Annotated in this window: 5 protein-coding genes and 1 pseudogene; 4 read left to right on the plus strand and 2 right to left on the minus strand. The window is 47.7% G+C overall.

The window, feature by feature from the left end; translation table 11 throughout:
* Positions 1-397 precede the first annotated feature (397 nt).
* Both CIL02_RS00940 and CIL02_RS00945 read right to left on the minus strand, forming a co-directional pair.
* Positions 398-652, minus strand: a pseudogene (locus CIL02_RS00940) (hypothetical protein); the annotation flags it as partial.
* 491 nt (positions 653-1,143) lie between these two features.
* Entirely contained in the window at positions 1,144-2,031 is an 888-nt protein-coding gene (locus tag CIL02_RS00945) for an ISAzo13 family transposase (RefSeq protein WP_170934970.1), read from the minus strand.
* 250 nt (positions 2,032-2,281) lie between these two features.
* On the opposite strand from CIL02_RS00945, the gene CIL02_RS00950 reads away from it, so the two are divergent.
* From CIL02_RS00950 to CIL02_RS00965, 4 genes are all read left to right on the plus strand, one after another.
* Positions 2,282-2,755, plus strand: coding sequence for a DUF1573 domain-containing protein (locus tag CIL02_RS00950; RefSeq protein WP_170934971.1), 474 nt, complete (start codon positions 2,282-2,284; stop codon positions 2,753-2,755).
* Between the two features lie 61 nt (positions 2,756-2,816).
* Positions 2,817-5,753, plus strand: a complete 2,937-nt coding sequence (locus CIL02_RS00955; protein ID WP_141210069.1) for a hypothetical protein — start codon at positions 2,817-2,819, stop codon at positions 5,751-5,753.
* Between the two features lie 222 nt (positions 5,754-5,975).
* Positions 5,976-7,718, plus strand: coding sequence for a hypothetical protein (locus CIL02_RS00960; protein ID WP_094398621.1), 1,743 nt, complete (start codon positions 5,976-5,978; stop codon positions 7,716-7,718).
* Positions 7,719-7,767: 49 nt separating this feature from the next.
* Positions 7,768-16,626 carry a hypothetical protein gene (locus CIL02_RS00965; RefSeq protein WP_094398622.1) on the plus strand — a complete coding sequence of 2,953 codons (8,859 nt, stop codon included), beginning with the start codon at positions 7,768-7,770 and terminating at the stop codon, positions 16,624-16,626.
* Positions 16,627-16,670 lie beyond the last annotated feature (44 nt).

The raw sequence follows: 16,670 nt of genomic DNA on the forward strand, positions 1-16,670 counted from the left end.
ATATTATTCTTGAAGTATATTATTAAATGAAGTGGGTGAAACCGTTTGCCAAAGGATATGAATACGTTTGCAACCCTGATAAGGTTAATAACCTTACGGCCTTAAGGTTATTAACCTTGCAGGCGTAAGGTTATTAACCTTATCGGCAATTATATATATATGCATAGACCACGCAACAATATATTGTCACTCGAGATATAGCATGAATCGCAAATATGAATACGCCACAGACAAGATTTATAACCTTAGCGGCAATGAAGGTAACAAATACAGACCACACTGCTATATGGTTATCACTCGAAATATCGGATGAACCCTTTATTTTGAAAATTCACATTCAAGATTTATTCTTCCTTCTCTTCGCCATCTTCTAACTCTTTATTAGGCCTCTGCTCTTCAAATCAGTTTTATAGCTCTTACCATCACTTGAGCGTAATTTCAGTTGGTTACAATTTGTAACCGACTCATTTCCCTCTTTTTTCAGTCTATGTTTCAGCACTTTCCAGTAGTTTCGGGCGTGCTCGATATCTGGTTGATCTGTCAACACACCAACCACCTCAACAATAGAGAAGTACCACTTCTCTTCCTTATCGTCCCATACGGTACGAATCTTTCTGTCTTCAAACAGTTTTGGCACTTCGTGTTTTGTCATATTGATTTCAATTTATTCCTTATTATTAATTCGATTCAGCAAATCCTCCAGCCATTTCAGGTCTTCCGCATCCGCTTCTTCTGCATAATTCACTCCACCCGACAGATGCTGTGTATTGCCTCAAGGCGCATTGTGGGGTAAGGGGAAGGTGTGCCCAAATCGGACAAAATTCACGCTCATACTATCATGATGCATAGTGTTCAAGCTCTTTACTGCCATTGAGATTGCTTGCGGATTTTAGGATAATTAGACTGCTATTTGAGAGTGGCAAACAAGTATTAACAATAAACTGTCCGACTTTTTAAAGTGGACTCATAATTTGAATACCTGAATAAATTCGCCTGAAATACTGGAATTTAGTGACTATGTTCCTATTTTCAACTATTTTGCCCGAGGCATGTTCCTAATTTCAAGTTGCAAATTGCTTCAAAATTGTAACTTTGCCGTGTTAAGTGATCGTTAAAAAATAACTTGGTACAATTCATATGTCATCAGTTGCATTTGACAAGATAGTTCCATTTGGGCAGAATTTCGTCCTTGACGATATGCCTGTCACACTCACTCTCAAAGAGCGGGTTGCGTTCTTTCTTTGTCTCATAAATGTTTCTGTTGATAGTCGTAAATACAGTGAGTCCCGTCTTGGCAGTTGTCTTGGCAGCCATATCGCTAGCCTCCTCGATGGTGTTGAAGACGGCTCCACTCCATACTCTGGAAATCTGCGAGAAGAGCATGTGCTCTATGGGATGCCACTTGGAGCAGTAAGGCGGATAGTGGGCAATCCTAATGTCGAGACCCAGTCTTTTGGCTGTTTCCATGAGGCACCACTTGAACTGCCAGCTTCTGGCATTGTTGGAACCTCCTCCGTCACAAAGGATACAGATACACTTTGCACTTGGATATACATACCGGAGGTGTTTCTCCCACTGTTCCACCAGACAATCGCAGGCAAACTCCGCAGTATCGTGACTCACTCCAAAGGTCATATAGCCGGTATTCCTCATGACATCGTAGATGCCGTGCGGCACCATCTTGCCGTTGGAGAACGTGGAATAGTCATGGTCGTTCACCTTGACGGGTTCAGTGCAGTAGGCTGTTCCGTTGTCACGTCTGAACGGGCCAAGGATTTCCTTTTTCTTCGTGTCCATGCTGAATATGGGATGCTTGGAGAGCGTACTCTTCCTTCCACCTCCCTGTTTGCGGACTCTGCCCTCTTCGAGGTGCTCTCCTGCCTGAACCTCATGACGACCTCTGTAGACGGTATTACGGGACATATCAAGGGCATTGCAGACAAGGTTGACACCATGCCTGCCAAGCCTTTCTGCTATGATAGCGACGAACTGTCTCGCCTGTCTCTCATTTGCGTCTCTGAGGTACTCCATTTCTTTATCCGTTACTATATCTGCAGGATTATTCGTGACCTGCACAACTACTTGGAATTCAGTTATAAAGGTACGAATTTTCAGCAGATTTAAGAAATATAGAACGTTAATAATCAATAAGTTATAAACTAAATGCATATAGAATATGATAGATGTTTTAAAGACCAAATTTTATGTATCACATACCGCATCAACTGAGCGGAAATTGTACCAAGTTATTTTTTTTACGATTACTAACAATATTTCACGGATGTCAATTAAAAAAGCCTTAAAATACAATAAGTTTTTCTGCTTAATCAAGAACCGTCTGCCTATTCTGATGGTGCTTGCAGATATGTTGATATCCGCAGGAATTAGCACCGCAACAGCCCAGTCGGAAATCCAGTGGCTGAAAGGGCGCGAACACAATTTCGGGAATGTTTTGGAAACAGACAGCATGGTAAACCACCGGTTTGTAATGCGCAACGGCGGCAAAGAACCATTCTCAATAGTGAGTGCAGCACCTCGCTGCCGATGCACCGAGGCAAAGTTCGCTCCAAAGGTGTTAGCGCCGGGCGACACAACGTCGGTGCTCGTTACATTCTATCCGCGCAACCGCTCAGGAACTTTCATTCAGCGCGTGGCGGTAATTACAACCTCTCGCTCACGCATCAGCTATCTGTTTGTGAAGGGCAATGTTGTTTCCGATGCAAATGGCGCTGAAACACTGCAATCTAATCCGTAGAAAAAAATTACAAATAATTGTAAACAATAAGGTCAAAATAATCTTTTATAAACGAACTATTATGAAAAGAATACTACTTCTTTTTGCCTTTACATTCATGGTAATAGGGCAAACACTCTCAGCGAGAGAATGGACGGTTTCGTCGGTAAGCTCCTCTAACGAGGCGGTTTTCTATGTGACTCTACAGGACAAAGGCGGAACAAATGTTAATCCTTTAGCCAATGATTTTCAATTGGGAGCCTTTGTTGACGGAGTATGCCGTGGTTTGGGAACAGCCCAGTATACTACAGGGACTACTACATCATCGTGCGTATTCGTTTTCCGTATCCCCGTAACTTCAGCCGATGCCGACAAGACGGTCGACTTTGCGCTCTTGGTTGGCGGCAACACTGAGTATACTCTCAGCGAAGCCAGCGGAAGCAACCCCATCACACTCACCGGCGGCGACCAGACTGTGGGTTATCCTTCGGGTAGCCACAAGCTGCTTTTCACAGCTCCAACAAATGTGAAAGCTGCTGGCGATGGTGTAATCGAGATGGATGTGTATAACACCGTTACTCTCTCAGATGTGCTCGTGTTTGAGCCGGAAGGCGCCAATGTCCCCGACAACTATGATGTAAGTGTGGGCAATTATATTGAAAACATGAAGGTGGAGAACGGGGTGCTGACAGCATTGAAACCCAATCAACCCGCCGAGTTCTACCAGAATATTTCTGTTTCGTTCAGCACCAATGCTACTAATAATTATGTGTATGCAGATATACCGGTTACAATTAGCAACCCGATTGCAGCTATTACACTTAAAGATGGCAGCACCAACACTCTGACGGTGCCTCTGAACGATAGCGAAACCACTTCAAAACTTGCTACTCTTATCAATGTGACAGGTAAATATGCCGAAGCCAATTATACAGGTCAGGTGATTTGGTCTCTGAAGAGCGGCGATGAAACCGGCATTGAATTGGCTGAAGGTGGCACACAAGTAACACCCGTCAAAGTAGGTGAATACGTGTTAACCGCCAATAACGAAGCTGGCACTCTCACTGGCGTTGACATTACGTTGACCGTAATCCAACTAGCTACCAGTTTGTCTGCTTTATATCCTAACGGTATTACGGTGATTCAAGGCTCTCAAATGAATGATTACCTTGAACATCTCTATCGCATTGAGCCTGCCGATGCAACTCACGACAAATCAACTGTTACATATACTTTTAGCGGCACTACTGACGATGGCAGCGAAATTTTTAGCACACTTGATTATACAGGTATTGGCTTGGTGACCACCGCAGCCAATATAGGTTCCGGCACAATCACTGTTAAGCACCCTGATATAGAAGAATCATTGTCAATTCCTGTGAATGTAATTAAGGGCGTTCCCGGACCTAAGGAAGGCGTGCTTGAGCCTTTGTCAATCAGTGTTCCAAAAGAACAATTGGATAATTTGGATATTACTGACGACCTTAAAAAGCACGTAAGTGTGTATTCAAAACTACAATGGGACTGGAGCGAGTTCACATGGGAATCGTCGGTTACTACAGTGGTTAAGCCAGCTGAGACAGCTGCCGGATTTATTGCTGCCGGTTATGGCATGACCACTATATCTGGTTCAAAGACGGTCACCGCTTGCGGATTCGATGCCGAAGGCAACTTCGTAGCCGAGTTGGAACAAACCGGCAACATCATGTTTGATGTGACAATCGTGCAAGGTCTTTCAGGCATTAGCATCGAAGGCTTCACAATCGGTTGCGAGGACAAGGACCAAATACTTACAGTAACAACCGACCCGGCTGGCATTATTCTCGAAGATGCCGAGATTTCGTTCGGCATTCCGTCGCTTGCTGACCAGACCCCAATCTTAAGCCTTGAACGTGTTGAGGGCACTAACACTTGGAAGGTTACTCCTGATTATCCGGGTTCGGGCGCTTTGACTGTAAACTATGGCGATTTCAACGACGAAGCAACCGTGACTATCTCGCAACACCTGAACCTTGCTGAAGGCTGGTCGTGGATTTCAACCTATGCAGGTGAAATATCACTCAGTGCCGATAATGCCAATAATGTATTGGAAGCCCGTTCGCAAGCAGCCCTTACTTACAACGACCCCGTATATGGCTTCTTCGGCGACCTCAACACTTTGGATGGCACTTCGGCTTATAAAGTTAAGGTGAAAGAGGGTGTGACATTCGATTATACTGCCGATAATGCTCGTTTGTACAGCAATGACGTTACCACCGTTACCTTGCAGCCGGGATGGAACTGGGTAAACAACCCATGTGCAAAGAACCATTCGTTTGATGAAATCTTTAGTAAAGCAGAACTTCCCGAAAACAGTAGCGTAGTTGCACTCACTGGTTTCATGGCATACGCAGAAGGTCAATGGAGCGGTTCGTTAGAATCGATTAATGCCGGCGAGGGTTATCTGATTTATAATCCGGGCACTGAAAACATTTCGTTTAACATACAGCCCGACAGATTTATGTCGGAGTTCGTAGCCTCGAATGAAGCTGAAACAACTCAGTCGCGCACACTGATGGCAAATGCAAGAGCCAACAGAACTGAACTCACCTACAATCCACGTCGCTTTGCCGATAACATGTCGATTATCGCAAGTCTGCCCGAGGGCATTGATTCGGAATGCTACACAGTGGTTCCATTCGTAGGCGAAGAATGTCGCGGAGAGAGCAAGCTTGTCGACGGCCGTTACTTCATCACTGTGCACGGACAGAAAGGCGAGCAGGTTTCGTTCCGCATATTCGACAACCAGACAGGCGAATATGAAAATTCGCCCGTTAAGATGCCATTCAGCATGATGGAAGGTTCTATTAAGGCTCCGGTAGTATTGGGCACATCCACCACCGGCATCGAAAGTATCACTATCGACCAAAACAATCACGACGGCAGCGACCCTGTAATATATGATATGCAAGGACGCCGCGTAAGCAAGGATGCTCGTGGTCTGTTGATTATCAATGGCGAGAAGGTATTTGTGAATTAATTCTATAATCATCTATATCACACCATGGCGCCCGCTCAATCGAGGTGCGGCGCTATGGTGTTTCTTTCATCAAGAACAAAAGACTGAATACAAAAAATATATACTCCTTAAAAACCTCTCCATCAACACACTGAACAATTGGTTCAGCAACTACCGCTTTTTTTTAAGCCCCAAATTCAGAAAATTCGCCTTTGGCAAAACAACATATATCCAAACATCACAATGCGAAAACGCAATCCACATAGTGTCACCTCGTATCTGAAGCGCATTGTCGCCACAGTCTTTATTGTGGCATTATGCGGAACGGCTACCATCTATGCACAGGACATTTCACAAATAGGCAAGAGTGACCCACTGATTATTTCGGGTTCGATAGGAACCAACAACACCTATTATCATTCCTCGATGGGGTCGGGCTATGCTTCGCCTCTGAGCAATAGCTTTTTTGCCAATATGAACATTAATATCCACGGATTTTCGTTTCCGTTTGCTGTTTATTACTCAAACAACAACACGAGTTTCAGCTATCCTCAAATTTCATTCAACATATCGCCTAGCTATAAATATTTCAAGGCGCATTTGGGCAGGTCGACAATGCCATTCAATTCCTACATCCTTAATATGTCGTTCAACGGTGTGGGATTGGAGTATAATGGTCCCAAGTTCCGTACGTCAGCCTTCTACGGCATATTGCGCAAGGCAATCAACGACAATCCCGAGGACCCTAATCCGCGCAATCCGCAATATGAACGCGTAGGCTGGGGCTTCAGTGTCGGTTACGGTAAGGGCGGTAATACCATTGACATCTACCTGTTGCGTGCATACGACCGTCCGAACACCATCGACGAATATTGGCAGCGCGATAATCGTCCGCAAGAGAACCTGTTGGTGGGCATCAAGGGACGAGTGAGCCTAAAGAAGTTTTTGTCGCTCACGGTCAACGGCGCCACATCGGCTTTCACTGCCGACCGCGAATCGCCTAAAGTGGAGGTGGGCGAAGCCACCCGCTTCGATAAGATATTTGATGCACGTTACACCTCACGCATACGATTCGCCGGCGATGCGTCGCTGGGATTTTCGTTCCCGTTTGTTAACGGTTCAATATCCTATAAGATTATACAGCCCGATTACGTGTCGCTGGGCACTTATTACACATCAAACAACTATCAGAGCCTGGGCGCGTCGCTGAGCACCATGCTTTTTAGGCGAATAAGTTTGTCGGGCAATTTCTCGATGCAGAACGACAATTTGTCGAAAAAACAACTTTACACAAACAACGGATACGTCTACTCGGCAATGGCATCGTATAACCACACCTGCGGGTTTAGCATCTCCGGAATGTTTAATGGCTATCTGCAACGTCAGGACGATGGAGCCGCAGTGGTGAACGACACAACTCGCGTAAATCGCGAACTGCGCTCCGTGACAATCATGCCATCATATTCGCATTCCGGCGAGAACTTCGACCATTCGGTGTCGTTGTCGGCAAACTACACCGAAAACATCGACCACAACCGGTTTAACATCGGAATGAGCGATGTGCAGACGCTGGCACTCGGAGTATCGTATAATCTTGGTGTCAAGCCATGGGAGATGGATTTCGGGTTGTCGTCAAGCATGCAACAGTCAAAAGGATTCAATTCAAAATACACATCGGTTGTCACATCGCTGTCCACCGGGCGCGGATTCCTGAAAGACAAGAATCTGAACATGTCGGCAAGCGTGTCGTTGTGCTACAATCATGTGCAATACACATCAAAGAGCCTGTCGATGGCGCTCGACCTGAATGCGTCATATTCGCTAAAGCAAGCCCACACATTCAGCGCGTCGGCATCGTTCAGCAAATATGGCGATGTCAATCCCACGCAGACGCGCTCAAGCCTCGACGCAACCGACATACGCTTGTCGCTAAACTATGTATATACTTTCCAACTTCTTCATCTCAAGAAGAAAGCCAAGAAATAAATAAACTGAGATTCACTGAAAAACTATTCCAGATAAAAAAGACAACATTATGATGAAGTCAATCAAATATATTTCAATCGTTATAGCAGCCTTTTTGACAGTGTTGTCGACAAGGGCACAAGAGGTATCGGTCAATGTCAACCCCATGAGGCAGATATTGCCGCCTCATGTAGCGTATTATTTGAGTAATCCAGGGCGATATTTCAGTATCTCTGTTCAAAACAACACTCAAGAGCAACAGAACATTTATTTCGGTGTGCGACTCACACAGTTGTCAAGTTCCGACAACTTTGAAATATATGTTCCCGGCACGCCGTATATCCCCAAGGCTCCGATGGTTCTCAATCCGGGTCAGATGAAGGCGTTGAACGCAGTGGAGATGCGCACATTGTTCAATCATGTGCCGTTCAACACCATCTCGATGCCGCAGTCGATGTTTGACAATGCTTTGAGCAACTCATTTGGCTTGCTTCCCGAGGGAACGTATGAACTCACGCTGCACATCTATCGCTGGGACCCCTTGACTTCGTCTCCGCAAATCATTAATAACCCTACGCTGAGCAAGTGCACCTTCCAAGTGTGCTACAATGCTTCGGCACCAATGTGGGTTAATCCGTTCACTCACAGCGGCATGAACGCAGGCTATGGTGCACTGGTGTATACGGTTTCGGCACAATCGCCTATGTTTCAGTGGATGGCTCCGGTGGTCAACTGCAATCCACAGGCGCGCAGCTATACCTACGACTTCAAGGTGATTGAAGCTCCGGCAGGTATGGACCCAAACTACCTGATGGAGTATGGCCCTACATTTTATGAGGTAAAGGGCTTGACTTCGCCTCAGTGCGTCTTGCCAATTAACGTGACAAAATACTTCTGCGAGGGAACAACCTACGCAGCACAGGTTACGGTTCATTCCAACGCCACTCAGGAGGGTAGTCTCGATTTTATTAAGCTTGAAAACGGCGGCAAAAGCGAGATTCGCCTTTTTCAAATGACCGACTTCTATGAAGGTGACGTAATAAAAACGCATTATTCAGCTCCGACAATCGTGAAGCCGGAGCCTATAGGCGCTCTCAACAAATTGTCGATGATTTCGCCTCTCGACCCCACTGTGCGCTGGGAAGCGCCTGTGCGCTCGGGCGACGTGTCGAAAAGAGTGAATTTCAAGTACAATGTGCGCATCGTAGATTTCCTGAACAACTACGACATGACCGAGGAAGGTATGCGTGCCGCCCTCCGGGAAAGCGAAGCCATTGTTGGAGCTTATGCATTAACGGGCTCGGAATTCAGCATCCCCGACGAAGATATCAAGAAGTTTGAGAACGGAAAGGCTTATCTGCTTGAGGTTGTGGCGTGTCCCGACACCGCAGCCTACGCCTGGAAGCGTTTTGAATTTGAAGACGAGGGACATTCGAAACCGTTATTGTTCACTGTGTCGAAATCGATTGTCCGACCACCTCAATTCACCTCTCCAAAACCTGTCACCGAAATCGACGGTGAGATTGGCGACAAGGTTGAGACTCTCTATATGGAGTCGCCTGCAATAACGTGGTCGCCATATTCGGTTGACGAAGGCAGGATGCCCGAAGGCGTGCGTGTAACCTACAACGTGAAGATTGTGGCACCCACTGCCGAATATCCTCATACGCTGAAAGGTATGCAGGATGCTCTCGACGAACTTGAGCCTGAGCATTACTGGGGCAATATGTCGGAGACGAGTTGCAATGTTCCAAGCAGGCTGTTTAAAGAAGGCGACTACAACCAGGTGTATCTCATGCAGGTTGAAATGAAGCTTGTAGGCCCGCAGGACGAGCTGGAAAAGGTGCTGCTCAGCAACGGCGGCAAATCGAAACCCGCCCTTGTGCGCCTGTCGACAGGCAGCCGCCCAACCACCTATTCCGCTCCTGCCTTCCTCGAGCCTAAGCCTCAAACACAGCTGGTGAAGAGCCGAGCCGAACTGGTGGAGTTGCAGTATCCAATGATTCGTTGGGAAGCCCCGTCGATGAGCGGCGAGACTGACAAGGCTGTCGACTTCTCCTACGACCTCAAGATAGTGCAACCAAACGAGGACTACGAGAATACCATTGAGGACGTGCAGCGAGCCGTGGAGGAACTTCCTGCCGTTTACGAGCGCAAAGGCATCGCCGGCACCCGATTTGTGCTGCCTCATGAAGTTGCCGACGAAATCGACACCACACGCATCTATGTGATGCGCGTGTATGCCTGCCCCGACACTACGGTTGTTGGCAAGAACTACGTCTACGACAACAACGGACGTTCGGTGCCGTCGGTGGTTGCTTTCACCAACTCCGGCTCGATGGGCCGCATTGAATATTCCGACACTCTCAACAATTTCGAGAATCCGCGTCTGGTGGACCCCGCGTTCCTCGACGAGGAAGGCTGCCGCAAGAAGTTCATCAATTCCGACATCGCAGTGAGCTGGCGCCGCCCGGTTTATTTCGGTGGCTTCGGCGCCATCGATGCCGATTCGGTGAAATTTGCCTACGATGTGGAATTCTACGCTGCCGATGGCTACTGCTCGCGCAGTGAAATGCTCGAAAAAGAGCCGGTGCACAAGATCGGCAACATAACCGAGCTGAACGACACCATTCATTGGGATGACATAAAGGATAAGGTGGTTACCAACTCCTATTGTATGATTCGCGTTGTGCCACACGCAACGAATGATACAACCACCGTATTCAAAAACGACTCTATAAATGTAGTCACCTTTGCACTTGCCGACATCATCAGTCGCGATTACTACAACTGCCAGAGCCGAGTGAAGTTCACTAACAAGCAACTCACCACAAGAAAGGCTGCCGACTTGAAAGGCACAACCGTTAAAATCGGCGAATACGACCTCGTTCTCGACGGAGTGCTCGAGGACAAGGCTCCGGGTGTATTCAAAGGCAAAGGTCATGTGCCATGGTCGCCTATTGGCATCGACTGGAAACTTGAAGTTCAGTTCGATTCGCTCGTTGTAAACACCGACAATCGAGTGATTGCCGGCCTCGTGGAGACTTGGGGCGGACCGAACAACAAGATGACATCAACTGAGGTTGTCGACAAGCTATTCTCCGATTGGGGTATCGACAACCTTATCGGCGATGCCAACATCCCATACGCCGAACAACTTCAGGGCGAGGCTGACAAACGCGTCAAGGGTCTGGCTGAAAGCCTTCACATTGGCGAATATTACTCCGAGGTAACCCAAAGTTTGGCAAAGGCTGAAAACTTCTTGACCGGTGGTCCTATCGGCTTCCCGTTGCAAATTCCCGAGAAATACAATCCTTCGCCGGTGAATATGCAAATCACCAAGATGAAGTTCACCCCGGAATATGCCACAATGGACCTCATTGGCACATTCGTTATTGGTGATACCGAAGTAACCGAAAACGAGATTCTGGTGTTCGGTGCCCCACGCCTTTGCATCAGCCCCGAAAGCCTGATTCCCGAAGGCGGCACCGTGGCGTTGCTCAAAGACTTCACCGTGAAGGACCCCAAGAGCGATTTCGACTTCACATTCAAGGCACCTTCCGACATCGTGGAGCCGCAGGATGGCTGCTTCGTGATATGGAGCGGTGGCGAGTTTGCCGCCCTCAGCGCCGACTTTGAGATGACATTGCCAAACCTCAAGAAGGTAGTGGAAGGCAAGGTATCGGAAGAGAACCCGAAACTGCGACTGCAAGCCAAAATAAAGAACTGGGACGACTGGACAGCAAAAGGCCACCTCGACACGTTTGAGGCTGAAGGTGCTCCAGGCTTCACGTTTGGCGACACTGACGTAATAATCGACTATTCGAAAACCGAAAATCATCCGCAATGCGGCTCGTCGGTATTCCCTGAAGACTACAAATGGACTGAAATCGGTTTGGAAGGAAACACTATCAACGCTTGGATGGGTATGTATATCCCAAGCATTGAAATGTCGCTTCCCGAATCAATGTCAATCAACGGCAAGGACCGCATCAAGATGTCGATTACTGATATGATTGTCGACAAATCCGGTATAACCATGAATGCCGGGTTTGAGGATTTGGTAAACTACAGGGCTGGTGACAACGGCACCATTGGCGGGTTTGCCTTCTCGATGGACCACATATATGTGAAAGTACAGCAGAACGACTTCCGCAAGTTTGCCTTCGATGGCAAGCTCGAGATTCCGCTGTTCAAGGGCGAAATACTTTACGACTGTAATATAGCCCCGCTCAGCGTTCTGGACAATGACAAGAAAAAGAAAGGTTTTGCTTACGTACTCCGCACCCGTCAGATTGAGGACCTCAATTTCGACTTTATGCTCGGCGAACTCACGCTCGAGAATGCACTTACCTACTTCCTCGTGGAAGCCTACGACAAATATAATGGCGACATCAAGGAAGAAACCGTCACCAACGTAGAGCTGTGTGTTGGCGGCACGGTTGACATCGTAGGCGCAGATAAGATAAACAGCGTCCTCAAAAAACTCCCATTCGACCTGCACATGCCCGGCATCAAGTTCTGCCGCATGCGTCTGGCAAACAACGAGAATTGGAATACAAAATATGACGACCTGAAGCTTCAGGAAAAGCGCCGCGAGAAGGAAAACGAAATGACTGCCCACTGGTGGAATACCGATACAACCTATGTCTTTGGCGACAAGAACAAGATTTATCTAAGCTGGGGCCGTTGGGGTTATGCTTCTCCCGAGAAAAAAATCGGCCCGTTCACCTTCACCCTCACCGACTATGCACTGAAGGTTGAGAAGGGCAGCGGCACAAGCGCACTTGTTTCGGCTGTATTCGGTGGCGACATCACCCTCGATGCCGGTTTGGAAATCAAGGGTGGAACCACTATTGAAATACAATCGGAAATCTCCGGACTTGACGACATCAGCAATGCATCAATCGCTTTCAAGGACGTTAAATTCAATCAAATACGTCTTGGAGTCAAGACCAACCAGCTCGAAATCAGCGGTACTCTCGACATCGTTGATACCGAAACGCGTAGCGGATACGGCGGAAAGCTTAAAATCGACCTTGTGGACCTGCTGCACCTCAATGGCGAAGGAGGCTTCTACGAGGAGAAGAGTAGCGAAGGCTCGTTCTCGTGGGGATACTTCGTGCTCTCCAGCAAAAAGATGGAATTTACGCCGGTTACACTATATGATGTGGTGGGAGGTTTCTACCTGAATGCCCGCCGCAAGAACACCGAAAGCAAAGACGACTACTCGGCTGAACCCCTCAAGGGATGCAACGGCGTGGTGCTTGGCTTGGGCGTGAAGATGGGCGATGGCTCCACTTTCGACGGCTACTTCGGGTCTACGGTGCTCATCTACAAGGGCAAGCTTGCCACATTTAAGTTTACCGGCGACGTGAAATGTGCCGGTATCATCGATGCCGGTGTGACATTCGTATACGAGAACACACCGGTTGACAAATACTTCAAATTTGACGTGACTGTCGACTTCTCTGCCGATTGCGGTGCAGGTATGGCATTGGAGGGCTTGCAAAACGTCACTGGCGAGTTGCAGAAGCTAAACAATCAGTTCCAGGGATATATCAACGAATTCAGTGCCGATGCCGTGGGTAATGTTATGGGCGATACTAATAAGAACAAAGCCTCTGGGTCGGGAGGCCTGGAAGGTGTGAAAGGCGGCGACAAGACCAGTTGCGCTTTTGGCAAGGTGCACATTGAACTTTCGCTGAAGGTTACTTTCCGCAAAGACGGACTTGACCTGAAGCGCCCCGACTGGTATGTTTGGATAGGTCACCCCGATAAAGATAAGCGTTGCTACTTTAAGTTTGTCGACTTCAAGTCGGCCATCGTCACCGTTGACATCGGTGCCGACGCTTATGTTTGCTTCGGCTCGGAATTGCCAAACAACGGTCAGCTGCCTCCTCTCCCCGAGGATGTTGCAGAATTCCTTGACGGTGGACAGCACGGCGCGGCACAGAGCGACGACATAGGCGCTGCCCTCAAAGCACAAGCCAACATCAAGAAGAAATTCGATGCAATGTCGATTGATTTGGGTGGCGGCGTAATGCTGGGTGCCTCGGTTTGGGGCAAGATTAAATTCGATTTGGGCCTCATCTACGGAAAACTCGGTGCCGAAGCCGGCGTTGATGTTGTTGTGGCAAAACTGGCAAGCAATGCAGCATGCACAAACCTTGGCAGAGCACCTGGTTTCACCGGTGCTGGTGGCTCGCGCTGGTATGCCCGCGGTCAGCTCTATGCTTACCTCTACGCAAAATTCGGATTCCATATCTATCTCGGATTCTGGAACGGCGACATCGACCTTGTGGACTGCGGAATCGGTGGCGTGCTCAAGTGCGCACTTCCTTCGCCTAACTACTTCGAGGGTAAGGCTCGCATCAAGATTCGTCTGTTGGGTGGCTTGGTAAATCTTAACAAAAAATTTACATTTGAGTGTGGCGACTACTGCCAGCTGTTCATGGGTAATGCCCTCGACAATTACGAATTGTTCGAGACACCGTCGATTGGCACCAAGGACAACGAAGAATTTGCCGACGCTTGCCGAAATCAAGCCGAGGGAAAAGCCAATGCCGGCGTTGACGAATCGTCAGCTAACCCCTATGAGTACGACGCCAAAAAAATCGCCTCGCCATATTTCATCACCAATGCCGAAGTCAACCGCGACATAAGCATTGTCGACCCTACGGCGCTCGATATGGTGGATAACACTTCGAACATTGAAGATGAAGAGGAGAAGAACAGCCGTGCTAATCGCAAGTTCAGGTTCATCTGCGTCAATCAGAAGGCTACGGTTTATACGTATGACTCGTATGAAAACATGGGAACTTGGGAAACGGTTGCCAACGACACAACCAAGGTGTTCAAACCGAAAAACCACAAGACTTACAAAGAGTATCCTCTCACTTATTCGGGTCAAAAAGTCATTCTCGATGGATTTAAACCCGAGCCCGGCAAATACTACTATATTGAGTTCATTGGTTCGTCCAAGGAATTCCGCGGTGGCACATACGTCGACCCGGAAACGTGGGATGAAACACAATATAAATATGTGAATAAACCATGGCGACAAACTCGCGGTTTCTTCTTCAAGACCAGCGACCCGCTGCCCGACTCGTATTACGAGAATCTTGAGGAATTGCAGCCTATGGCTAAGTTGGCATTCCCATGCTACTACACCACCGATGGTCCGCAACTCATCACCGGTAAGCCGGCGGCAGGCAAACCGTTTATACCCAAATGCCCTATACAGGATGCCAAAGCCCCCGTCATCTCGCTCGACGGCAAATACAAAGACCGCATGTTCAAGAATGGCAGCCTGCAGTGGGTGATATATCGCAGTGGCGAACGTGTCGATTCGGTGCCTAACACCTGGATTGAGAACGATTCGGTGTCAATCCTCACTCCCGAACGTGAGTTCAACATCGCTCGCAATGGGCAATATAACATAGTGCTGAAGCATATCTACAACCGTTTAGAGACCACTACCGGTTGGTTCGAAGTGCTCAACGTGCAACGCAACTTTGCCGACAAAGCTGCTGCTGAAAAATATGCCAATAGCTGGGCAGAGCAGAAATACGGCTTGGCGGCACTCCTTAAAGGTGCTTCCATTCAGATTGAGGTGAAGCCGGCTCTGACTCAAATTGGAAAAACAGCATCGTCACTCGGCGGCTTGCGTAGCGCAAGCACAACAACAAGCTCCGGAAGTCCATATATTGTGCGTGTGCTCCATTATGAGAAAGGCGATGTGGTGCGACAGGCTGAAAACGTGCTTTACAACCAATGGGCTGTTGTTAACACTATAAGCGAAATCGGTCCGAACAGTATTTATGTAGATAACAGCAAAGGCTACGGAGCTAATGGCTACGGCTACGGTTACTACGGCGACTGGTTTGCAGGCGAAGTAATGACAGATATCAACATACCCGATGCCGAAACAAGATTGTATGATTTGGCACTCACCGGCGACGCATCGGTTTATGGCGACAGAGCTAAACCTCACTATTGTAATGTGAACGGAGTGAACCAACCTTATCTGACATCGATGCCTCAGACTTATTTGAGTTTCATTAGCAACTACTTCTTTGTGGGCGGATATCCGGTTAATTACAGTCGCTACGATTTGGATATCACCACCTCCGAGTCGTTGTTTATAGATTCGTCGATGGGTACATTCCAGGGCAGATTGTATGCTGAAAAAGAGAAGAACCGGTATAATCTGATTGCTGACGGAGAGGCGGAAATAGAGCGACTGTTCTATCCTAAGTACGACTACTTTGTAGAACGAAACATTTACTATCCGCTTTACTGTCAGAGCACCGACTCTATGGCAGTGTATCTCTACGCCGAGCAGCAACCCTACTTTATGAATAGCGGTGTTCAGGAATTTTTCTGCACTTCTCCCAATGGCTATAAGGCACGGTTGAACCTTGTCAACAGAACCTGCGAGTCTTTCAGTTACTATGTGAAATATATTCTTACTAAATTCGATGCGAAATCCACAGAAGAACGTAAATGGTGGCTTAACGCCGCCGCCGGTTATAACCGCTACTCGTATGATAATCAATTTGACAGTTTCCAGATTTATTTCCCGACCTATCAATATGGCGTTATAGGTACCAGCAGTCCAAGTAGCAAAAAGGAGATACACCGGGCTGTTAAGGAAAACGACGAAGCAACCCGCCACAAACGTATCATTAAGGGTGAATATGCCCCTTATCTATATGGACTCTGCATGGTAGGCGGCGGTCTGGATTATGTTGCTGATAGAGCGCTTAATAACATCAAGTCGATGACGTTCAAGCGCTACCGCTGCAATGCCTGGAACTTTAGCCGCAACACTTGGACGGCGTTCAACGACGTTTCGGTGCCCGCCGGCAAGTTTAATGCCGCTCTATGCGACACCAAAGTTATTGAAGACCCATTCAAGAAATAAATATAAAACCGATAATAATTCGTAAGTAATATGAAGCATTACAA

Source organism: Prevotella sp. P3-122 (genome assembly GCF_002251365.1).
GTDB lineage: Bacteria > Bacteroidota > Bacteroidia > Bacteroidales > Bacteroidaceae > Prevotella.

What these genes read in the sequence shown, in the direction of transcription:
- CIL02_RS00950 (WP_170934971.1), top strand. Translation starts at nt 2,282, where the DNA reads ATGTCAATTAAAAAAGCCTTAAAATACAATAAGTTTTTCTGCTTAATC.
- CIL02_RS00960 (WP_094398621.1), top strand. Translation starts at nt 5,976, where the DNA reads ATGCGAAAACGCAATCCACATAGTGTCACCTCGTATCTGAAGCGCATT.
- CIL02_RS00965 (WP_094398622.1), top strand. Translation starts at nt 7,768, where the DNA reads ATGATGAAGTCAATCAAATATATTTCAATCGTTATAGCAGCCTTTTTG.
- CIL02_RS00955 (WP_141210069.1), top strand. Translation starts at nt 2,817, where the DNA reads ATGAAAAGAATACTACTTCTTTTTGCCTTTACATTCATGGTAATAGGG.
- CIL02_RS00945 (WP_170934970.1), bottom strand. Translation starts at nt 2,031, where the DNA reads ATGGAGTACCTCAGAGACGCAAATGAGAGACAGGCGAGACAGTTCGTC.